Origin of the sequence: Sinorhizobium sp. NFACC03 (assembly GCF_900103435.1) — a bacterium.
Lineage (GTDB): Bacteria > Pseudomonadota > Alphaproteobacteria > Rhizobiales > Rhizobiaceae > Ensifer.
The window spans coordinates 1,020,364-1,040,812 of sequence record NZ_FMXF01000001.1; the positions used below are offsets into that span (position 1 = coordinate 1,020,364).

Genomic DNA, 20,449 nt, shown 5'->3' on the forward strand with positions numbered 1-20,449 from the left:
CGTTCAGTGATCGCGTTTCCGGGTACCGAAGGTATAGCCGGTCTCGACGCTCTCCTTGCCGAACTTGTCGCGCAGCTTGTTCATGGCGTCTTCGGCCGCTGCCCGGCGGGTTGCCGCCGGATCGACAAGGTCCGGAGGGTCGGCCAGATCTGGGGCGGATAGATCGCCGACGCCAATCCCGATCAGGCGATACTTCGTGCCATCCGCCTCTTTCTCCAAAAGCTGAAGCCCGGTGCGGAAAATGCGGTCGGCAAGCCGGGTGGGGCTGTCGAGCCGCCGGTTGCGGGTGCGAAGCTTGAAGTCGGTGGTTTTGAGCTTCAGAACGACGGTCTGACCCGCGAGTTCGGACTTTCGCAGCCGGTGGGCCACCTGCTCGCTCAGGCGCCTAAGGTGCGTGACCAGGTCGTCGTAGCGTGCGATGTCGTCATTGAACGTCGTCTCCGCGGAAACGCTCTTCGCCTCGCCGTCGATTTCGACCGCCCTCTCGTCGAGCCCGCGCGACAGCCGATAGAGCCGCTGCCCCATGGTGCCATAACGGCGCATGAGGTCGGCTTCCTCCATGGTCTGCAATTGCCCGATCGTGCGCACGCCATCGCGTTCCAGGATGGCGGCGAAGGCCTTGCCGACGCCCCAGATCAGAGTGACCGGCTTTTCCCTCAGGAACTCCAGCGCCTCGGCCTGACCGATGACGGAAAAGCCGCGCGGCTTTTGCAGATCGGAAGCCACCTTGGCGAGGAACTTGCAGTAGGAGAGGCCAACCGAAACGGTGATGCCGACCTCCTGCTCGACACGGCGGGCGAAGCGCGCGAGGGTGCGGGCCGGCGGATCGTGATGCAGTCGCTCGGTGCCTCTGAGCTCAAGAAATGCTTCGTCGATCGACAGTGGCTGCACCAGCGGCGTCAACTCCTGCATCAGCGTCCGCACCTCGCGGCCGACGCGCGCATATTTCTCCATGTTGGGTTTGATGACCACGGCCTGCGGGCAGGCCTCCAGCGCCTTGAACATCGGCATTGCCGAGCGCACGCCGTGAATGCGGGCGATGTAGCAAGCCGTGGACACCACGCCGCGCTTGCCGCCGCCAATGATCACCGGCTTGTCGGCAAGCTCCGGATCGTCGCGTTTCTCGATCGACGCGTAGAACGCGTCGCAATCGATATGCGCCAAGGTGAGATCGTAGAGCTCGCTATGGCGCAGCAGGCGCGGACTGCCGCAGGCCGTGCAGCGCCGCGCGCTAGCGGCCTGTTCCTTGAGGCAGTCGCGGCAGAAGCCTGGAGATTGAGCAGCGCTGTCGGGCATATCAGGAACAAATATTGAACATCGCGACCTTACGCTCTACGCTAGTGAGTCTCAAGGGAGGCTCTGTTGGAAATCACACTCCAGTTCTCACCTGTCACGGCGGATAGTTGGGCGGATTTCGAGCAGCTTTTTGGGCCGAACGGTGCCTATGGCGGTTGCTGGTGCACCGCGTTGCGCCTGCCGCATTCCGTTCGAACGGCGATGCCGGCAAGGGAGCGCAGGGCCTTTATCAAGGCTCGTATCGATACCGCGCCGTCGCCCGGTATCCTCGGCTATTTCGAGGGAACGCCGGTGGCCTGGGTTCAGATTGGTCCGCGCCAGGATGTTCCGCAGTTCAATTCGCCGCGCACGGTCGCGCGACCGCTGGAGGACCGCGAGGCGACCGATCCGACGATCTGGGCGCTGAGCTGTCTGTTCATGCAGTCGAAGCTACGCGGCAGGGGCTTGAGCCATCAACTCGTGCGCGCCGCGATCGACCACGCCAGGGCGGGCGGCGCACGTTATCTCGATGCTTGTCCGATCGATCGTGCCAAACAGTCCAAGTCAGTCGCCCTTTGGGTCGGCGCGACGACGGTCTTCGAGGCTGCGGGATTCGATGTCGTGGCGCGCCGCAAGGATGGTAGACCGCTGATGCGCTTGGATTTGCACTGATGGGAACCGGCGCTGAACTAACCCTCGAAATGCGCGCGGATGGTGGCCGCCGCTTCCGGCCAGTCGGCCACAGCGCGGATGCCGGCGTCCGGCTTTGGGGCAAGGGCGCGAAACTCCGCGTTAACCATCAGGTTGATCAGCAGGCAGGACGGCGTGTGATGCTGGACCGACTGCAGGTTGCGAAGAATATCATCCACGAAGACCAGCGGAACCGGGCGTCCGCCGTGCAAATTTTGGACGATCGGTCCCTTCGGTTCCTCGGAGGCAAGCAGCGGATAGGGAAGGCCAAGCCGGTCGAGCAAGGCACGGCGGACCGCCGCGTGATGCGGCGGCATCGCCGTCAGGAAAACGATGTCCGCTTCCTTCGACAGAGCAGCCAAAGTCTCGACGACCTGTGCAGCCGGCGTCTGCCAGCGATCCTGCGTCCCGTAGAAGGAATCAAGCAGGGCTTTGACCTCCGCCTCCGCCAGCGGTTGTTCGTTCGCGCGATCGATGATGTTGCCGGTCAGGCGGAACGATCGGGGCAGCAGCACATGGCCGCAGCTATCGAGAAAGGCTTTGAAGGGATTGATGAATTCGAGCACGACTTCATCGACGTCACTGACGATCAGCGGGCGCTCTCGAAGCTGTATGCGGTCGTCTATAGACCTGCCTGGCACGCTCAATCCTCAAAACCCGAATGGCCCGAAAGCGCCGCATGGGCGCGCACGACATCTTCCGGTGCCGTGCCGGTTGCCTGGCAGAATGCCATCAGCGTCGGCTCGTGGTCCATGAGAAAGGCGATGAGACCGCCCATGAAGCCGGGTTCGGCAATGGCATTGCGCAACGCCGTTGGATCGGTGCCCGTCAGTGCCAGGAAACGGGACAGAAGCTCAGGCTCGCCGGCGAGCCAGGCAAGGATGTCGATGGCGATTTCGTCAGCGCTCTTCAATGCTTCGTCCCCGTATGGTTTTTACGTGCGGAGTTACCTATTTTTCAACCAAATAGGCCTATCTCTGAAGTTGAGGAAATGGGTCGAGTCGTCGGTTCTGCAAGTTAAATGTCCTGAGGAGACTTGCAAGACGATGATGGACAGCAAGGGATCGACATGCCCAAACAGGTAATGATTGTTGAAGACAACGAGCTGAACATGAAACTGTTCCGCGACCTGATTGAGGCTTCCGGCTACGCGACGATCCAGACGCGCAACGGCATGGAGGCGCTCGAGCTCGCGCGCAAGCACCGGCCCGATCTCATTCTCATGGACATCCAGTTGCCGGAAGTATCCGGTCTGGAAGTGACGAAATGGCTGAAGGAAGACGATGAATTGCACGTCATTCCGGTCATTGCGGTCACCGCATTTGCGATGAAGGGCGACGAGGAACGGATCCGCCAGGGTGGATGCGAAGCCTATGTTTCCAAGCCGATTTCCGTACCGAAGTTCATAGAAACGATCAAAACCTACCTGGGCGATGCCTGAGCGGCGGGAAAATTGATATGACTGCGCGTATTCTTGTCGTTGATGATGTTCCGGCCAATGTGAAGTTGCTCGAAGCCCGGCTGCTCGCCGAGTATTTCGATGTGCTGACGGCCAATGACGGCTATTCGGCGCTGGCGCTTTGCGAGAAGACGCCCATCGATCTCGTGCTTCTCGACATCATGATGCCCGGCCTCGACGGCTTCGAGGTCTGCGAACGGCTGAAGGCCAATCCGCGCACGGCGCATATTCCGGTCGTCATGGTGACGGCGCTCGACCAGCCGTCGGATCGCGTGCGCGGCCTGAAGGCCGGCGCCGACGACTTCCTGACCAAACCCGTCAACGATCTCCAGCTAATGTCGCGCGTGAAGAGCCTGGTACGGTTGAAGAATGTCAGCGACGAATTGCGCCTGCGCGCCCAGACTGCGCAGACCATCGGCCTCGAAGACCCCGGCCGTGCGGACCGTCCGGACGAGCCGGGCAATGTTCTGCTCGTCGATGGCCGTGGCTCGTCACAGGAGCGGCTGCAGCGCGCGCTCAAGCCGATCGCCGATGTCTCGGTGATTTCCGATCCGCAGGCGGCGCTCTTCGAAGCGGCCGAGAACAATTTCGACCTGGTCATCGTCAACGCGAATTTCGACGACTACGATCCGCTGCGGCTGTGTTCGCAGTTGCGCTCGCTGGAGCGGACGCGCTTCATCCCGATCCTCTTGATCGCGGAGCAGGGCAGCGATGAGATGGTGGTGCGTGCACTCGATCTCGGCGTGACGGACTATCTGATGCGGCCGGTTGATCCCAATGAACTGATTGCCCGCTCCATGACCCAGATCCGGCGCAAGCATTGCAATGACAGGCTGCGCTCGAGCGTGCAGCAGACCATCGAACTTGCCGTCACCGATGGCCTGACAGGCTTGCACAACCGCCGCTATTTCGACACCCACCTGAAACTGTTGATGGACCGGGCTGCGGCGCGCGGCCGGCCGCTCTCCATCTGCATGACCGACATTGACCGTTTCAAACAGGTCAATGATACCTACGGCCATGATGCCGGCGACGAAGTGCTTCGGGAGTTCGCCAACCGCATTCGCACCACCGTGCGCGGTGCCGATCTTGCCTGCCGTTTCGGCGGAGAGGAATTCGTCGTCGTGATGCCGGATACGTCGGCTGAAATGGCGGCGGGCGTCGCCGAGCGCTTGCGCATGATTATCGAAAGCCTGCCGTTCCCGGTTCCGCAGGCGGATGGCGTTTTGAAGGTAACGGCGTCGATGGGAATAGCGACGCTCAGGCCGGGTGCTGACACGGCCGAGGCTCTGCTGAAGCGCGCGGATACGGCGCTCTACCAGGCCAAGCACGAGGGCCGCAACCGCGTGGTGGCGGCGGCCGCCTGAGCGTTTGTCCGTCCAATCCGGGCGCTCCGCGACCCAGTGATTTTCTTGGGTCACCTCTTGCGGGTTGCATTTAAAGTTGTATTCTCGCCACAGCCGATGCTACCGGGGAGATTGCGTAGCCGCGGCGCCCATGCGTGTGCCTGTCTCAGTCTGATACAAAATTAACCATGCGCTTAGCGGCACCGCTTCGCGCATTAAGAATTCGTTGATTTTTTTCCATTTTCAGGTGATGCTGATGAACAAGTAGGCATCGCCTACCAACATTTTACTTACCCCATGATGCTCAGGTCCGCCGCATCTCCTGGGTCGTGGGGTCGGTCGGTTGGCTTTTGACTTCTGCGGAATCCTCGTGCCGCAGTCAGACGCCAGCCGACCCCCTTTCCGAAGCGCCGTCCCATCTTGGGGCGGCGTTTTTGCTTTCTCGGCACCGGGCGAGGGGGCGCCGTGTCGGCATGTCTTTCAAGCATCCTTTCACCGAAGCCAGCGGTGCCTTGCGCGCCGTTTCCCGGACGTCCAAAAGGAAAGGGCGCCTGACCTTGCGGTCGGCGCCCTAAATTCCCGAGAAACGGTCGATCTTACTTGATCTTGGTTTCCTTGAACTCAACGTGCTTCTTGACGACCGGGTCGTACTTGGTCTTGGTCATCTTTTCCGTCATCGTACGGCTGTTCTTGGTCGTGACGTAGAAGAAACCCGTGTCGGCTGTCGAAAGCAGCTTGATCTTGATGGTGGTGGCTTTTGCCATGGTCGTCCTGCCTTTGTAACAATGAAAGCCGTGGACAACCGGTTGCGGGCCACGGGCAAGGTTGGCGCGAAACTACAAATCGCGGCCGAAAAGTCAAGGCCGTTTTGGCTTCAAAACGATCCTGACCACCGAAAGCGCGACATAGAGGCCGAAAAAGCCGGCGATCGCCCAGGCAAAGCCATTGTTGCCGGTGGCATCCATTGAAGCACCGATGGCCTGCGGCCCCGCAACCGTGCCGACGGCATAGGAGAACACGAAAGCGGCGTTGGCGGCGGCAAGATCGGCGCCCTGCAGCCGCGAGCCAAGGTGGCTGAGACCGACCGTGTAGAGCCCGGAGACGCAGCCGCCCCAGAACAGCAATACGATCGCCATCAGGAACCAGCTTTCGACCAGAAGCGGCAGGAACAGCGCGCCAACAAGGCCGATAACAGTCATGGCCGAGAGCAGGGTTCGCCGGTCTTTGACGCGGTCGGACAACATGCCGACTGGGATCTGGAAGATGAAATTTCCGACCCCCATGACAGTCAGCAGGAGGGCCGCCTGCGATTCGCTGAAACCGGCTCTCGTGCCGAAGATGAGGAACAGCGAAAGACCGCCTGATTCGACCGCGCCGAAGATGAACACGGCGGCGGTTGCGGTGGGCACGAGGAAGACGTAGCGCAGGAAATGCCGCTCCGGCTTCTCGTCTATGACGGGGCTTTCGTCGCGTGCGAGGAAGATCGGCACCGAGGCAAGCAGGATGACGCCGGCGCCAACCATGAAAGGCAGGATGCCTTCACTGCCGAGGATTGAAAACAACAGCGGCCCGGTCAGGAAGCCCAGCGACAGGAACGTGCCATAGATGCCGAGCACGAAGCCGCGCTTTGCCGGCGGCGCCGTGGCGTTGATCCAGAACTCGGAGAGAATGAAGAGGACGGTGATCGCCCCATGGAAAACGATCCGCAGCGGGAACCAGAGCCAGAAGTTGGTAATGTAGTAAAAGCCGAACGAACTCGTTGCTGCGATCAGGACGGCCCACAGCATTGTCGGCGCGACGCCGTGTCTATGAGCGAACTTGGTCGTGAACGGGGCGGCAACCATCGATGCCACGCCAGCCATGGCGGAGTTCAAGCCGATCAGCGTCGAGGAGATTCCGCGCTTCTCCATGATGATCGACAGGAGCGGCAGACCGAGACCAATTGCAATGCCGACCGCACTGATCGCTGCAACGGCGGCGATCAGCGACCGCCAGTGAATTTCCTCAACCGGTGCAACTGTACCGGGCGACGGCTGTGACATGCGACGAGGGTCCTTAGAGCAACGTGCGGACGAGGCGCCCACGGCGCGCGGCATAAAGTGGCACCTCTCGTTCACAGGGGAGCGACGGATCGGTGTCGAGACTGCTTCTGAGGTCAGCAAGTATGATGGCGGTGATGTCGGGTATCCGTAGAGACGGAGAATCGTTCACATCGATCCACTGCAAATCCTGAAGCTCCCGGCTGTCCAGGAAGCGTGTCGGATCGATTTTGGCCTCGTCCGCAAACAACGCGAAGAAGCGCGTATCGAACCGCCGCGCGTGGCCCGGAGGGGTAATGGCCCGAGCCATATAGCGCAACTTTGCAAGATCAGGAAGAAATGGAACCGGCGCTGTGGCAGAGGGAGCCGGTTGCCCGACGGCGATGCCGGCCTCTTCGTAAAGTTCGCGCAGTGCGGCAAGGGCGAGCGCGCGTGCGCGTGCATCCGTCAGCTCGCGCGTGCCGGCCGCCTTCAGCGCATGCAGGACGGAAGGGTGCAGGTCGGAGCCGAAGCCGATGCGGTGATCGCCGGCATCGCGTCGCCCACCGGGGAAGACATAGAGATCCGGCATGAAGACATGGGCGCTGTGCCGTTTGCCCATCAGGACGCGCACGCGTCCCCCTTGGCGGTCGAGCAGCATGACGGAGGCCGCATCGCGTGGCCTGACGGCTGCGGAACGTTGGCGTTCGACCTCGCCGCCCAGGCCCCGCGCAGACGTCATGCCCTGTCGTCTCGCGGCGGCAGGACATCTTCCGGTGCGTCTTCGTGGCCGCCGAAACCGTGCATCCTGAGCGCCCATTGCAGGCCGATGACGGCACCCTTGATCGGCTGCAGCAGCGCCAGCGAACTGATCACGGTGATCGGTGCCCAGATCGCCAGATGCTGCCACGTTGTCAGCGGCAGGATGAGATCGGTCATCATGTAGCCCGCGAGCACGACGTGGCCGACGATCGTCACGACGATATAGGGCGGGAAGTCATCGGCGCGGTGATGGTCCATGCGTTCGCCGCAGGCGGCGCAGGCATCGACGGACTTGACGTAGCTGCGAAACAGCTTGCCGCTGCCACAGGCCGGGCAACGGCCGAGAAAGCCGCGCTTCATCGAAAGGCCAACGGAGCGCTTGTCGCTTTCGCTACCGCCCAGTTGAAGTGTTTCGCCTGCCGCTGCTTTCATGCCCATTCCTCTGCCTTACGGGAGTTCTAACGCCTGCCTCGCGGCGGCCGCGTTCCCGGCGTCTTACGTGCTCCGGTGCGATCGCGCCGGCCGGACTTGTGGAAGGAGCGTGTTGCCGTCGGCATCTTGCGCCCCTCGCTTTGCATCTCGAACCTGAGCGCACCCGCAAGCGGCACAGCTTCGACGAGCTTGACGCGCACGGGATCGCCGAGGCGATAGCCGAGCCCGGTCTTTTCGCCGGAAAGCGCCTGATGCGCCTCATCATAGATGAAGTAGTCGCGCCCGAGCGTAGATATCGGAACGAAGCCATCGGCGCCATAGGCGGGCAGGGTGACAAAGAGTCCCGCCTTGGTGACGCCGGAGACGCGGCCTTCGAATTCCTCGCCGACACGGCCATTCAGATGGTGTGCGATCAGCCGGTCGACGGTGTCGCGCTCCGCCGCCATGGCGCGACGCTCGAAGGTCGAGATCTCGGCGGCGATGTCGTCGAGCACGCCCTCTTCCTGCGGCGTCAGTCCGCCTTCGCCCAGACCGAGTGAGGCAACCAGCGCCCGATGCACGATCAGGTCGGCATAGCGTCGGATCGGCGAGGTGAAATGCGCGTACTTCAAAAGGTTCAGGCCGAAGTGCCCGATATTCTCGGGGCTGTAGATCGCCTGGCTCTGCGACCGCAGCACCATCTCGTTGACCATCGTCTCGAAAGGTTTCCCCTCGGCCTTGGCGAGAATGCCGTTGAAATGGTTCGAGCGCATGTTGCCGCCCTTGACGAGCGAGATGTCGAGCGTCGCCAGGAACTCGCGCAGGCTTTCCTGCTTGGCGAGCGAAGGCTGGTCGTGCACGCGATAGATCAGCACCTGGCGCTTCTGCTCCAGCGTCTCGGCGGCCGCGACGTTCGCCTGGATCATCATCTCTTCGATCAGCTTGTGGGCGTCCAGGCGTTCCGGCACGAAAACGCGATCGACCGTGCCGTCGGGCTTCAGGATGATCTTGCGCTCGGGCATGTTGAGTTCGAGCGGCTGGCGCCGGTCGCGCCCGCGCGTGAGGATCCGATAGGCCTCCCAGAGCGGCTTCAGGATCGCGTCGAGGATCGGCCCGGTCTTGTCATCCGGGTTGCCGTCGATCGCCGCCTGTGCCTGCTGGTAGGAGAGCTTGGCAGCACTCTTCATCATGATGCGGTGGAAGGTGTGGCCGGCCTTGCGGCCTTCCTTGGAGAAGCGCATGCGCACGGCAAGCGCCGGACGATCGACGCCTTCCTTCAGCGAGCAGAGGTCGTTCGAAATCCGTTCGGGCAGCATCGGTACCACCCGGTCGGGGAAATAGACCGAGTTGCCGCGCTTCAGCGCTTCCAGGTCCAGCGCCGATTTCGGACGGACGTAATAGGAGACGTCGGCGATTGCGACCGTGACGATGACGCCGCCGGGATTGTCCTCGGACGGGTCGGGTTCGGCATAAACCGCATCGTCGTGATCCTTGGCATCGGCCGGGTCGATGGTGATCAGCGGCAGCGTGCGCCAATCCTCGCGATGCGCCATCGTGGCGGGACCGGCGGCGTTCGCCTCTTCGATCACACGCTCCGGGAAGATGTGGGGGATGCCATGCGCGTGGATGGCAATCGTCGAGATTGCCTTCTCCGAGGCCACGGAGCCGATGACGTTTTGGACCTGGGCCCGTGGCAGACCGTAGCGACCGAGGCGCGAGAGCTGCACTTCGACCAGATCGCCATCCTGCGCGTTGCCGGTGAACTCCGGATCGACGAGCACTTCTTCGCCGCGCTTTTCGATCGGCATCAGCCGGCCGCCGCCGCCTGGTGTGGCGCGGAAGACGCCGAGCACGGCGTCCTTGCGCTTGTCGAGAACCTTGATGATGCGCGCCGTATAGGCCGGACCGCCACGCTCCTTTGCGGGGAAGATCTTGGCGAGCACCCGATCGCCGAGGCCGCCGACCGGGACCTTGCCCTTGGCCTTGCCGACAGCAGACTGTTTGATCAGCACCGCCGGCGCAACGCCGTCGTCGTCCAGCCACTCGGCCGGCCGGCCGATCAGCTCGCCGTCGACATCGCGGATGGTAATGTCGAGCACGGTCACCGGGGGCAGGGCGCCGGGACGCACCAGCGACTTGCGCTTCTTTTCGACAAAGCCGTCCACTTCCAGCGACTTCAGCAGCGCCTTGAGCTCGACACGGGTATCGCCCTTGAGCCCGAAGGCCTTGGCGATCTCGCGCTTGGAGGCGCGGTCCGGGTTTTCGGCAATGAAACGCATCAGCACGTCACGCGGCGGAACCGCACCGTGGATGATGGGCTCGCTTGCCGGAGCCGGTGCTCCCTTGGCCGCGCGAGCAGGCTTCTTGCCCAGGCTTCTCTTGCCGGACTGCTCGGTCGGGTCGCGCGGTATTCTGGTCAAGGTCAGCCCTTCTTGGCCTTGGCGGCCGTCTTCGTTTTGCTCTTGGCAGGTGCCTTGGCCTTGGTCGGCTTGGCTGCGCCGTCCTCGGATTTTGCCGCCGCCTTGGTCGTCTTGGCCTTCACGGGCTTGCCCTTGGTCGTTCCACCCTTGGCGGCACGCTCCGAAATCAGCACGAGTGCCTCCTCGACCGTTACCGACTGCGGATCCTTGCCCTTGGGCAGGGTAGCGTTGACCTTGCCCCAGTTGACATAGGGGCCATAGCGCCCGTCACGAACGGTGATGGAGCCGCCGTCCGGGTGGTCGCCAAGTTCCTTGAGCGAGGCGGCCGCGGTGCGGCCTCGCCCGGCACCCGCCTTCGACTGCTTGTCGGCGAGAACCGACACGGCGCGATTGAGGCCGATCGAGAAGACGTCTTCGATCGATTCGAGATTGGCATAGGTTCCGTCGTGCAGCACAAACGGTCCGTAGCGGCCAAGGCCGGTCGAGATCATCTTGCCGCTCTCGGGGTGCGCGCCGATATCGCGTGGCAACGACAGAAGGGCCACGGCCTTCTCGTGGTCGATTGTCGACGGCGTCCAGCCCTTCGGCAGGCTCGAGCGCTTCGCTTCCTTGCCGTCGCCGCGCTGGACATAGGGACCGAAACGGCCGCTGCGCAGCGTGATTTCCTCGCCGGTGTGCGGGTCCTTGCCAAGTGCCTGCGGTTCGTTCGAGACCGCCGCTTCCTGGTCGCCGTTGCTGTCGGAGGAAAGCTGGCGGGTGAAGTTGCACTCCGGATAGTTCGAGCAGCCGACGAAGGCGCCATATTTGCCGAGCTTCAGCGACAGCTTGCCGGTGCCGCAGACCTGGCAGATGCGTGGATCACCGCCGTCTTCGCGCTTCGGGAAGACCAGCGGCGCCAGTTCTTCGTTCAGCGCATCGAGCACGTTGGTAACGCGCAGCTCCTTTGTTTCCTCGATCTGTGCGAAGAAATCCTTCCAGAAGTCGCGAAGAACATCCTTCCAGTTGACCTCGCCGGCCGAGACCTGGTCGAGCTTTTCTTCGAGCGACGCCGTGAAGTCGTAGCCGACATAGCGGGTGAAGAAGCTTTCTAGGAACGCCGTCACCAGACGGCCCTTGGCCTGGGGTATGAGCTTGCGCTTGTCGTTGGTGATGTAGTCGCGGTCGAGCAGGGTCGTGACCGTCGCAGCGTAGGTGGACGGCCGGCCGATGCCGAGCTCTTCCATCTTCTTGATCAGGCTCGCTTCCGAGTAGCGCGGGGGCGGCTCGGTGAAGTGCTGCGAGGCGTTGATCTTCTGCTTGGCGAGGTTTTCGCGCGCGTTGATTTCCGGCAGGCGGCCATCCTCCTCGCTATCATCCGTCTGTTCGCCGTCTTCCTTGGCATCCGTATAGGCGGCGATGAAGCCGTCGAAGCGGATGACCGAGCCGGTGGCGCGCAAACCGGCCTTCTGTCCGCCGTTGTCGGCGGTGATTTCTGCCGTGGTGCGCTCGATCTCGGCCGATGCCATCTGGCTCGCGATGCCACGTTTCCAGACGAGATCGTAGAGGCGCAGCATATCACCGTCGAGGAAGCGGCGGACCTGGTCCGGCGTCCGGTTGAAATCGGTCGGGCGGATGGCTTCGTGCGCTTCCTGGGCGTTCTTCGCCTTGGTCGAATAGAAACGCGGCTTTTCCGGCAGGTAGCGGTCGCCGAACTGGCTGGCGATCGCCTTGCGCGAGGCCTCGACTGCTTCCGGCGCCATCTGCACGCCGTCGGTACGCATATAGGTGATCAGACCGACTGTCTCGCCGCCGATGTCGACGCCTTCATAGAGCTTCTGCGCGACCTGCATGGTGCGCGATGCGGAGAAGCCGAGTTTGGAGGAGGCGGCCTGCTGCAGTGTTGAGGTGGTGAAAGGCGGCGACGGGTTACGCTTGACCGGCTTTGCCTCGATGCTGTCGACGACATAGGCGGCGCCATCGAGCAGGGTCTTCAGCCGGTTGGCATCTTCGCCGTTGCCGACAGCCCTTGGCGCGAGGCGCTTGCCATCGGCCGAGACGAGGCGGGCCTCGAACTCGTCGCCGCGCGGGGTCTTCAAGAGCGCCGAGATGTTCCAGTATTCCTCGGAGACGAAGCGCTCGATCTCGGATTCGCGGTCGCAGACAAGGCGCAGCGTAACGGACTGCACGCGGCCGGCCGAGCGGGCGCCCGGCAGCTTGCGCCAGAGGACCGGCGACAGGTTGAAGCCGACGAGATAGTCGAGTGCGCGGCGCGCCAGATAGGCGTCGACCAGCGAGATGTCGATGTCGCGCGGGTGGGCGATTGCTTCGAGAACCGCCTTCTTGGTGATGGCGTTGAAGGCGACGCGCTTCACCGGCTTGTCGCCGAGCACCTTCTTCTTTTTCAGAAGGTCGAGAACGTGCCAGGAAATGGCTTCGCCTTCGCGATCCGGGTCGGTTGCGAGAATGAGGCCGTCAGCGGATTTGACCGCGTCGGCAATGTCCTTCATGCGCTTGGCCGAGGCGCCATCGACCTCCCAGGACATTTCGAAGTCTTCATCCGGACGGACCGAACCGTCCTTCGCCGGCAGATCGCGCACATGGCCAAACGAAGCCAGCACCTTGTAGTTAGGCCCGAGGTACTTGTTGATCGTCTTTGCCTTGGAAGGCGACTCCACCACTACAACATTCATCGTCATTTTCTGAGACAACCGGTTCTGGTTCGGGCGTCAGCGCTGTCAGCGCCGTGTGTCGCCTGGTATCGATGCCCCGAAATGGACAGGGATTCGTGCGGGGTCAAGAGGGTTCACCCAAAATAACGATGAGAGGTGGCGATGCAACTCATGCAAGATTGTATCGCATCTGCAATCTGCAATGGGTGTCTGCTCGCCTTCACGGCCGCGGGTCGCCATCGCCGGCGCTCATTCGCTTGTCGTAAGAGACACGAGTCCTCCGGCGTGGCGATCGAGCCGCCCGGCGAGATCGAGCTCCAGGAGAAGAAGGTAGACCTGCGCTGGCGAAAGCCCGGTGTGTCTGACGATGTCGTCGGTTTCGACCGGCGTCGGACCAAGCGCATTGATGATGGCCGCACGGTCGTTGTCGCTGGTCGCGGTGGGGGCGTTCGGTTGCGCATGCCCCTCCGGCTCCCTGACGCTTGGCAAGCGTAGTTCGAACTGGCTGAGCGGCGCCAATGCTTCGAGGACATCGTCCGGCGAGGTCGTGACGATCGCGCCCTGCTTCAAAAGGTCGTTCGTGCCATGACACCGGGGATCGAGTGGGGATCCCGGAACGGCAAAGACCAGCCGGCCGAAATCGGCGGCATAACGCGCGGTGATCAACGAGCCGGAGCGATTGGCCGCCTCGACGACGGTCACGCCGAGGCTGACGCCGGCAATCAGCCGGTTGCGCCGGGGGAAATCGCGTGCACGTGGCTCCCAGCCAAAGGGCATTTCGCTGATCGCCAGACCCCGGCCCGATGTGATCTCGTCAAGCAAGCCGATGTTTTCGGGCGGGTAGGGCCGATCCAAGCCGCCGGCAAGCGCGGCGATCGTGCCGGTTTCGAGGCTTGCGCGATGGGCGGCGGTATCGATGCCGCGCGCGAGACCCGAGGTGACGACATAGCCGGCGCGACCGGCATCGCGGGCAATCATCGCCGCGAACTTGGCGCCGCTGGCCGACGCGTTGCGCGAGCCGACAATGCCGAGCGACGGGCGGATTGCAGCTTTGAGATCGCCCTTCATCGCGAGGAGAGGGGGAGCGCCGTCGATCTGCCGAAGCGCCGAGGGATAACCTGGCTCGCCGATGCCGACAAAGACTACGCCGCAGCGTCGCGCCGCTTCCAGCTCCCGTTCGGCCTCGCTTACCGTTGCCACACGATAGGCCTGTTTGGTCCCTCCGCGCCGGGATAGTTCTGGAAGCGCGTCGAGCGCGTTTTCCGCCGTGCCGAAGTGGTTGATCAGGTCCCTGAAGGCGATGGGGCCGACATTGTCGCTGCGGATCAGCCGCAGCCAGGATAATTTCTGTCGTTGGGTCAGCGCCACTCCGGTTCGTCCTGCGCTGCCTTCAGACATTATCCCTTGTCCCCGATCTTGCTTTCCGTGCCGGCGAGCAACCGCTGGATATTGGCGCGATGCTTCACCCAGCTAATGATGGTCATTGCCGCGAAGAGGAGAGCGACCTTTTCGTTCCCTACCGCGTAAAGTAGAACCGGGATGATAGCCGTTGCAACCAGTGCGGACAATGAGGAGTAACGGCTGATTTTCGCCATGGCGAGCCAGATCACCGCAAAGGCGAGCACCATCGGTGGGGCGAGGCCAAGGAGGACGCCGATATAGGTGGCGACACCCTTGCCGCCCTTGAAGCCGAGCCAGACGGGATAGAGATGGCCGATGAAGGCGGCGAAGCCTGCGGCGATCCCCGCTTCGACGCCCCAATGAGATGCAATGGCGGCTGCCGCGGTGCCCTTGAGCGCGTCGAGCAGCAGGGTCGCTGCGGCAAGCTTCTTGTTGCCGGTGCGCAGCACATTGGTCGCGCCGATATTGCCCGAGCCGATCTTTCTGACGTCGCCCAGCCCGGCCATGCGGGTCAGGATCAGTCCGAATGGGATCGAGCCGAGCAGATAGCCGAAGCCCAGGCTCAACAACGTCAAGGGCAGCCCAAGCTGCCAGGAAAATAGATCCACCGGTTCCCCTCCCGCGCGACCGCTTTGGGCTTATGCGGAATGCACAAGCTTGCCGGCAACATAGGTTTGCACAACCCGGCCGGTAAAGCGTGCATTTTCAAACGGCGTGTTCTTGGAGCGCGAGACGATCGCTTCCTTGTAGAGCACCCACGGCTCGTCGAGGTCGAGGACCGCGATATCGGCCTTGGCGCCCGGCTTCAGCGTGCCTGCGTCGAGACCGAAGATCGCCGCCGGGCGGGTCGACATGGCATCGATCAGGCGCATCAGTGGAACCTGGCCGCTGTGGTACAGCCGAAGAGCGGCCGCTGCCAGCGTTTCAAGGCCGATCGCACCGTCGGCAGCGTCGGCAAACGGCAGGCGTTTGGTGTCGACGTCCTGCGGGTCATGCGAGGAGACGATGATGTCGATCGTGCCGTCGGCCAGCGCCTCGGCCATGGCCACCCGGTCGTCTTCGCTGCGAAGGGGCGGCGAAAGCTTGAAGAAGGTGCGGTACTCGCCGATGTCGTTTTCGTTGAGCGCCAGATTGTTGATCGAGATGCCGCAGGTGACGTTAGCGCCGCGCTGGCGTGCTGCAAGAATGGCCTCAGCCGATTCGGGAACCGAGATTTGGGCGGCGTGGTAGGCGGCCTTCGTCAGGCCGGCGATGCGCAGGTCGCGCTCGAGCGGGATGATCTCCGATTCGCGCGGGATCCCAGCAAGGCCGAGCCAGCTTGCGAGCAGGCCTTCGTGCATGACGCCGTTGGCGCCGAGATACTTGTCGCGGGTCTCAAGAGAGATGACGGCGCCGAATTCGCGCGCGTAGGTCATGGCCCGGCGCAGAACCAGCGTGTCGTGGATCGACCGTCGGCCATTGGTGAAGCAGACGGCGCCGGCTTCGCGCAGCAGGCCGAATTCGGTCATCTCTTCCCCGGCCAGTCCCTTGGTCAGGGCCGCGGCAGGATGGACATTGACGAGGGCCTTGTCGCGCGCCGTCTTCTTTACGTACTCGACCAGCGCGATATCGTCGATCACAGGATCCGTGTCGGGCATCGCAATGAAGGTGGTGACGCCACCGACCGCTGCTGCGCGCGACGCGGATTCGAAGGTTTCGCGATGTTCGCTGCCCGGTTCGCCGACGAACACGCGGGCATCGACGAGGCCGGGAACGGCGGTCAGGCCATCGCAGTCCTTGACGAAGGCGCCATCGGGCGCGCCCTGGTTCTGTGCATCCGCGCCGGCGGCCAGGATGCGGCCGTCGTTTCCGACGATGACAGTGCCGACCTCGTCAAGGCTGCGCGAGGGATCGACGATGCGGAGGTTCTTCAGAACGAGTGGTCTGGTCATAGGCGCGGCCCCTGGTTCTGCGAGAGAAGCAGCGTTTCCATCACCGCCATGCGTACGGCAACGCCCATCTCGACCTGCTGTTCGATCACGCTCTGCGGGCCGTCGGCGATTTCCGAGGCGATCTCGACGCCGCGGTTCATCGGCCCGGGGTGCATGACGAGCGCATCGTCCTTGGCCGCCTTCAGCTTCTGCGCATCGAGCCCGTAGTAGTGGAAGTATTCGCGCACCGAAGGCACGAAAGAGCCGGCCATGCGCTCGCGCTGGAGGCGCAGCATCATGACGACATCCGCATCCTTCAGGCCCTCGGCCATCGAGTGATAGACCTCGACGCCCATTTCGGCGATCCCCGAGGGAAGCAACGTCGCCGGAGCGACGACGCGCACGCGGGCGCCCATCTGGTTCAGGAGCAGGATGTTGGAGCGCGCCACGCGCGAGTGCAGCACGTCGCCGCAGATCGCCACGATGATGCGCGAGAGCTTACCCTTGGCGCGGCGGATCGTCAGCGCGTCGAGCAGGGCCTGGGTTGGGTGCTCGTGCTGACCGTCGCCGGCATTGACGACGGAGCAGGAGACCTTCTGCGCCAGGAGTGCGGCAGCACCCGCCGAGGAATGGCGCACCACCAGCACGTCCGGGTGCATGGCGTTCAGCGTCATCGCCGTATCGATCAGCGTTTCGCCCTTTTTCACCGAGGAGTTGCCGACCGACATGTTCATGACGTCGGCGCCAAGCCGCTTTCCGGCGAGCTCGAAGGACGATTGCGTGCGGGTCGAAGCCTCGAAGAAGAGGTTGATCTGCGTCAGCCCCCGCAGCGTGGAGGTCTTTTTCTCTCTTTGACGGGAGATTTGGACGGCTTCATCGGCGCGATCGAGCAGATAGGTTATATCCTGCTCCGTGAGCCCCTTGATGCCGAGCAGGTGGCGATGCGGGAAAGTGATCATGGGCCGCCCTTGCGCTCTGGAAATGTGGTCGCTCTATAAGACTTGGCCCCCGGTACGGCAAGGCTTGGGCGTCATCGTCCGCAGAAAACTTGCAACGGCCATCCTATCTTTTTCGCGCCCCGTTCCGTGGTCGAGAAACTTGCGCTAGAACCGGCCCATGAATCAGATGAACCGGACTGAACAGAAACTCGCCGAGCTGAACCAGCCCAAGCCCTGGTCCGGTGTCAACGCCTATCGCTCCGATCCGCTCGTGGTGGACATCACCTCGTCGATGAGCAAGACGCTGCGCGACGAATTCGATGTGCTCGGCCGTTACGTCACCTCGCCCGAAGCGCAGGAACTGGCGCGCATGGCGAATGAAGGTCCGCCGAAGCTGAAGACGCATGGTCCGCGCGGCGAGCGTCTCGATGTCGTCGAGTTCCACCCGGCCTGGCATGCGCTGATGCGCCGCTCAATGTCGTCGGGCCTGCATGCGTCGGCCTGGGAAAACCTGGCCGACGAGCGCAACCAGTCGCACAAGACACGCGCCATCCGTTTCTATCTGACGGCCCAGCTGGAATGCGGCCATCTCTGCCCGCTGACGATGACGAGCGCTTCGCTTGCCGCGATCACCGCGTCGCCGGCGGTGCAGAAGGAATGGGCGCCGAAGATCCTGTCGCGCAAATACGATTCGACGAACCGTCCCTGGATGCAGAAGTCGGCCGTCACCGTCGGCATGGGCATGACCGAGAAGCAGGGCGGCACCGACGTGCGCGCCAACACCTCCACCGCCGAGCGCGTCGGCGAGGGAATCTATCGGTTGAATGGCCACAAGTGGTTCATGTCGGCGCCGATGAGCGATGCCTTCGTCATGCTGGCGCAGACCCGCGAGGGTCTTGCCTGTTTCCTCGTGCCGCGTCTTCTGGAGGATGGCAGCGCCAACGGCCTGCGCTTCCAGCGGCTGAAGGACAAGCTCGGCAACCGCTCCAACGCCTCGTCGGAGGTCGAGTTCTCCGACACGTTCGGCTTCATCCTTGGCGCGCCGGATGCCGGCATCCGGACGATCCTCGACATGGTGACGCTGACGCGCCTCGACTGCGCGTTGGCATCCGCAGGCATGATGCGTGCCTCGCTTGCCGAAGCCGTGCACCACACCCGCGGCCGCAAGGTCTTCGGCAAGCCGCTCGTGAGCCAGCCGATGATGACGCGCGTGCTTGCCGACATGGCGCTCGATGTCGCTGCGGCAAGCGCCCTTTCGTTCCGTCTGGCCGAGGCCTTCGACAAGGCCCGCAACAGCGCGGAAGACGCGACCTATGCGCGGATCATGACGCCGGTTGCCAAGTACTGGGCCTGCAAGATCGCCCCGGCACTGATTTACGAGGCGATGGAGTGCCTTGGCGGCAACGGCTATGTGGAGGAGCGCGCGCTGGCGCGCCATTACCGCGAAGCACCTGTCAACGCCATCTGGGAAGGGTCCGGCAACGTCATGGCGCTGGACGTGCTGCGCGTACTCGCCAAGGGCAAGGATCTCTTCGAGCAGCTCTTCGTCGTTTTGGCTCGCGATCTCGGACCAGCCGGCCGCAAGACAATCGACGTGCTGCGCGCCGCCATGTCGCTCTGCGAACGGGACGAGGGTGCTGCGCGCATGCTGGTCGAGCAATTGGCGCTCGCCGCCGCCGCCGCCGAACTCTATCGTCTCGGTGCCGGCCGCATCGCCGACGCTTTCCTCGAATCGCGACTGGCTGCCGGATGGCGCTCGACCTACGGCATGCTCGATTCGCGCTTCGATTCCGCCTACATCCTCGATCTTCTCTATCCCCCTGCGGCGTAGGCCGTCGGCCCCCTGCGACGTACGTCGTCAGGTCCCGGCGGCGTATGCCGTCAGCCGCTGCGACGTACGTCGTCAGTCCGCTGCCATGTACGTCGTCAGATCCCTGCGACGTAAGTCGTCAGGTAGAGGACGAGTGGTATCGTGAAGAACGAGACGACCGTCTGGACGGTTGCGACCGCCGCATAGAGTTCGGCGTCGCCATCCATCTGCTTGGCCAGCAGATAGCCGTTCATCGCCGTCGGCACGGCCGCGCCAAGCGCGATGACCAGCAGGGCGTCCCCCCGAATGCCGAGCAGATAGCTCGCGCTCACCATGAAGACCGGCATGACGATCAACTTGAGGAAGACCGCGAGCAGCGCCGTCGCGCTCGGCTTCAGCGCATCGGAAGCGCGCAAACCTGCCCCGACCATCACCAGCCCGAGGCTGAGCGAGGCGCTTGCCAGCATCTCGATCGTGGTCATCACGGGGCCGTAGATCTTAAGTCCGACCAGGTTGACGAGAATGCCGAGCACCGAGGCGACGATCAGCGGATTGGTGGCGATCTTTGCGAAGAAGCGCCTGAAGTCACGATTGCCCCCGCCGAACCAGACCAGCACGCCAATATTGTAGAGATTGATGGGGATGATCACGAGCGTCATCACCAGCGCGGTCAGCGTCAGGCCGATCGGTCCATAGAGTTTTTGCGCGATCGCCAGCGCCATGAAGCCGTTCCAGCGCGTTGCGGTCTGGAAGACCGAGGTGAACGAGGCGCCGGACACGTGCCGGTCTCGCAGCACTGGCCAGAGGAGCAGCACGAAGGCCGACATCAGGCTGACGCTGCCGATTGTCGCGATGGCCGTCGCGTCGGCTTTCAACCCGGCAAAGTCTGCCTGGGCAAGCGTCGAGAACAGCAGGGCAGGGAACAGGATGAAGTAGCCGAACTGCTCGAGCCCGAGCCAAAGGCTCTGGTCGACGAATGTCGAGCGTTTGAGCCAGACGCCGAGCAGAACCAGCAGGAAGATCGGAAGGATGCTTTCAAAGACGACGGTCATGGAGGAGGACCTGCGAGGGGGAGGGATACCGCTACCCGAATTTTGCAGAGACCGGAATGGGCTTGCAGCTTTGTGGTGAATGATCGGGCGCAACCGCAAGCGTGAGTGCAAGAAAACCTAGCCTGTGAAAATTAACCTTAACAAATGGTTTACGTTGCACGCCTTGCCTGTAGGCGCGAAATTGACCAGGAATTTCAACAGATCCGGAGTGGAGCGGTTCGGTGAGAACTGGTCTTTTGATCATCATGATGATGTTTTTCGCCGGACTGGCGCTGGATATTGCGGTCCCAACGATGGTCCTGCTTGCCT

At 63.0% G+C, this 20,449-nt stretch carries 18 protein-coding genes; 4 read left to right on the plus strand and 14 right to left on the minus strand.

All coding sequences use genetic code 11. The features are described from left to right. Nucleotides 1–3 precede the first annotated feature (3 nt). A complete protein-coding gene (locus BLU35_RS05025) occupies nucleotides 4–1,296 on the minus strand; it encodes a DNA polymerase IV (protein ID WP_093232264.1) in 1,293 nt (430 codons plus the stop codon). A gap of 66 nt (nucleotides 1,297–1,362) precedes the next feature. Here BLU35_RS05025 and BLU35_RS05030 point away from each other — a divergent pair, with 66 nt between their 5' ends. Continuing rightward, nucleotides 1,363–1,947 carry a GNAT family N-acetyltransferase gene (locus tag BLU35_RS05030; protein ID WP_093232265.1) on the plus strand — a complete coding sequence of 195 codons (585 nt, stop codon included), beginning with the start codon at nucleotides 1,363–1,365 and terminating at the stop codon, nucleotides 1,945–1,947. Nucleotides 1,948–1,964: 17 nt separating this feature from the next. On the opposite strand, the gene BLU35_RS05035 is transcribed toward BLU35_RS05030, so the two are convergent. Together BLU35_RS05035 and BLU35_RS05040 are read right to left on the minus strand one after the other, a co-directional pair. Then, the gene (locus BLU35_RS05035) at nucleotides 1,965–2,606 is read right to left on the minus strand and encodes a hypothetical protein (protein WP_286161433.1); all 642 of its coding nucleotides are present in this window, start codon (nucleotides 2,604–2,606) and stop codon (nucleotides 1,965–1,967) included. 2 nt (nucleotides 2,607–2,608) lie between these two features. After that, nucleotides 2,609–2,878, minus strand: a complete 270-nt coding sequence (locus BLU35_RS05040) for a DUF3572 domain-containing protein (RefSeq protein ID WP_093232266.1) — start codon at nucleotides 2,876–2,878, stop codon at nucleotides 2,609–2,611. Between the two features lie 156 nt (nucleotides 2,879–3,034). Between BLU35_RS05040 and BLU35_RS05045 the strand changes: the two genes are divergently transcribed. Beyond that, the gene (locus tag BLU35_RS05045) at nucleotides 3,035–3,406 is read left to right on the plus strand and encodes a response regulator (protein ID WP_003537642.1); all 372 of its coding nucleotides are present in this window, start codon (nucleotides 3,035–3,037) and stop codon (nucleotides 3,404–3,406) included. Between the two features lie 17 nt (nucleotides 3,407–3,423). Continuing rightward, entirely contained in the window at nucleotides 3,424–4,791 is a 1,368-nt protein-coding gene (locus BLU35_RS05050; protein ID WP_065374609.1) for a PleD family two-component system response regulator, read from the plus strand. A 575-nt stretch (nucleotides 4,792–5,366) separates the two neighbouring features. Here the strand turns inward: BLU35_RS05050 and rpmG are convergent. From rpmG to BLU35_RS05100, 10 genes are all read right to left on the minus strand, one after another. Continuing rightward, nucleotides 5,367–5,534, minus strand: coding sequence for a 50S ribosomal protein L33 (gene rpmG, locus BLU35_RS05055; protein ID WP_034795357.1), 168 nt, complete (start codon nucleotides 5,532–5,534; stop codon nucleotides 5,367–5,369). Nucleotides 5,535–5,627: 93 nt separating this feature from the next. Further along, nucleotides 5,628–6,812: an MFS transporter gene (locus BLU35_RS05060; RefSeq protein ID WP_093232267.1), complete on the minus strand. Its 1,185-nt coding sequence runs from the start codon at nucleotides 6,810–6,812 to the stop codon at nucleotides 5,628–5,630. A 13-nt stretch (nucleotides 6,813–6,825) separates the two neighbouring features. After that, entirely contained in the window at nucleotides 6,826–7,530 is a 705-nt protein-coding gene (locus BLU35_RS05065) for an NUDIX hydrolase (protein ID WP_057252288.1), read from the minus strand. Beyond that, nucleotides 7,527–7,982, minus strand: coding sequence for a DUF983 domain-containing protein (locus BLU35_RS05070; protein WP_057252287.1), 456 nt, complete (start codon nucleotides 7,980–7,982; stop codon nucleotides 7,527–7,529). Before BLU35_RS05070 ends, BLU35_RS05065 begins: the two co-directional genes overlap by 4 nt. A gap of 26 nt (nucleotides 7,983–8,008) precedes the next feature. Next, entirely contained in the window at nucleotides 8,009–10,381 is a 2,373-nt protein-coding gene (gene rnr / locus BLU35_RS05075) for a ribonuclease R (RefSeq protein WP_093232268.1), read from the minus strand. 2 nt (nucleotides 10,382–10,383) lie between these two features. Further along, nucleotides 10,384–13,050 carry a type I DNA topoisomerase gene (gene topA, locus BLU35_RS05080; protein WP_093232269.1) on the minus strand — a complete coding sequence of 889 codons (2,667 nt, stop codon included), beginning with the start codon at nucleotides 13,048–13,050 and terminating at the stop codon, nucleotides 10,384–10,386. Nucleotides 13,051–13,278: 228 nt separating this feature from the next. Further along, the gene (gene dprA / locus BLU35_RS05085; protein WP_093232270.1) at nucleotides 13,279–14,427 is read right to left on the minus strand and encodes a DNA-processing protein DprA; all 1,149 of its coding nucleotides are present in this window, start codon (nucleotides 14,425–14,427) and stop codon (nucleotides 13,279–13,281) included. Continuing rightward, complete coding sequence (plsY, locus tag BLU35_RS05090; protein ID WP_058321478.1) at nucleotides 14,427–15,038, minus strand: glycerol-3-phosphate 1-O-acyltransferase PlsY; 612 nt, start codon at nucleotides 15,036–15,038, stop codon at nucleotides 14,427–14,429. The genes dprA and plsY overlap by 1 nt, the downstream gene beginning before the upstream one ends. Before the next feature lie 30 nt (nucleotides 15,039–15,068). Beyond that, entirely contained in the window at nucleotides 15,069–16,361 is a 1,293-nt protein-coding gene (locus BLU35_RS05095) for a dihydroorotase (RefSeq protein ID WP_093232271.1), read from the minus strand. Continuing rightward, nucleotides 16,358–17,299, minus strand: coding sequence for an aspartate carbamoyltransferase catalytic subunit (locus BLU35_RS05100; protein WP_057252282.1), 942 nt, complete (start codon nucleotides 17,297–17,299; stop codon nucleotides 16,358–16,360). The genes BLU35_RS05095 and BLU35_RS05100 overlap by 4 nt, the downstream gene beginning before the upstream one ends. Nucleotides 17,300–17,456: 157 nt before the next feature. On the opposite strand from BLU35_RS05100, the gene BLU35_RS05105 reads away from it, so the two are divergent. Then, nucleotides 17,457–19,109, plus strand: a complete 1,653-nt coding sequence (locus tag BLU35_RS05105) for an acyl-CoA dehydrogenase family protein (protein WP_093232272.1) — start codon at nucleotides 17,457–17,459, stop codon at nucleotides 19,107–19,109. Between the two features lie 95 nt (nucleotides 19,110–19,204). Here the strand turns inward: BLU35_RS05105 and BLU35_RS05110 are convergent, their stop codons facing one another. Continuing rightward, nucleotides 19,205–20,140: an AEC family transporter gene (locus tag BLU35_RS05110; RefSeq protein WP_093232273.1), complete on the minus strand. Its 936-nt coding sequence runs from the start codon at nucleotides 20,138–20,140 to the stop codon at nucleotides 19,205–19,207. Between the last annotated feature and the right edge of the window lie 309 nt (nucleotides 20,141–20,449).

What these genes read in the sequence shown, in the direction of transcription:
- BLU35_RS05025 (WP_093232264.1), bottom strand. Translation starts at nt 1,296, where the DNA reads ATGCCCGACAGCGCTGCTCAATCTCCAGGCTTCTGCCGCGACTGCCTC.
- BLU35_RS05045 (WP_003537642.1), top strand. Translation starts at nt 3,035, where the DNA reads ATGCCCAAACAGGTAATGATTGTTGAAGACAACGAGCTGAACATGAAA.
- BLU35_RS05050 (WP_065374609.1), top strand. Translation starts at nt 3,424, where the DNA reads ATGACTGCGCGTATTCTTGTCGTTGATGATGTTCCGGCCAATGTGAAG.
- rpmG (WP_034795357.1), bottom strand. Translation starts at nt 5,534, where the DNA reads ATGGCAAAAGCCACCACCATCAAGATCAAGCTGCTTTCGACAGCCGAC.
- BLU35_RS05060 (WP_093232267.1), bottom strand. Translation starts at nt 6,812, where the DNA reads ATGTCACAGCCGTCGCCCGGTACAGTTGCACCGGTTGAGGAAATTCAC.
- BLU35_RS05065 (WP_057252288.1), bottom strand. Translation starts at nt 7,530, where the DNA reads ATGACGTCTGCGCGGGGCCTGGGCGGCGAGGTCGAACGCCAACGTTCC.
- BLU35_RS05070 (WP_057252287.1), bottom strand. Translation starts at nt 7,982, where the DNA reads ATGAAAGCAGCGGCAGGCGAAACACTTCAACTGGGCGGTAGCGAAAGC.
- topA (WP_093232269.1), bottom strand. Translation starts at nt 13,050, where the DNA reads ATGAATGTTGTAGTGGTGGAGTCGCCTTCCAAGGCAAAGACGATCAAC.
- dprA (WP_093232270.1), bottom strand. Translation starts at nt 14,427, where the DNA reads ATGTCTGAAGGCAGCGCAGGACGAACCGGAGTGGCGCTGACCCAACGA.
- BLU35_RS05095 (WP_093232271.1), bottom strand. Translation starts at nt 16,361, where the DNA reads ATGACCAGACCACTCGTTCTGAAGAACCTCCGCATCGTCGATCCCTCG.
- BLU35_RS05100 (WP_057252282.1), bottom strand. Translation starts at nt 17,299, where the DNA reads ATGATCACTTTCCCGCATCGCCACCTGCTCGGCATCAAGGGGCTCACG.
- BLU35_RS05105 (WP_093232272.1), top strand. Translation starts at nt 17,457, where the DNA reads ATGAATCAGATGAACCGGACTGAACAGAAACTCGCCGAGCTGAACCAG.
- BLU35_RS05110 (WP_093232273.1), bottom strand. Translation starts at nt 20,140, where the DNA reads ATGACCGTCGTCTTTGAAAGCATCCTTCCGATCTTCCTGCTGGTTCTG.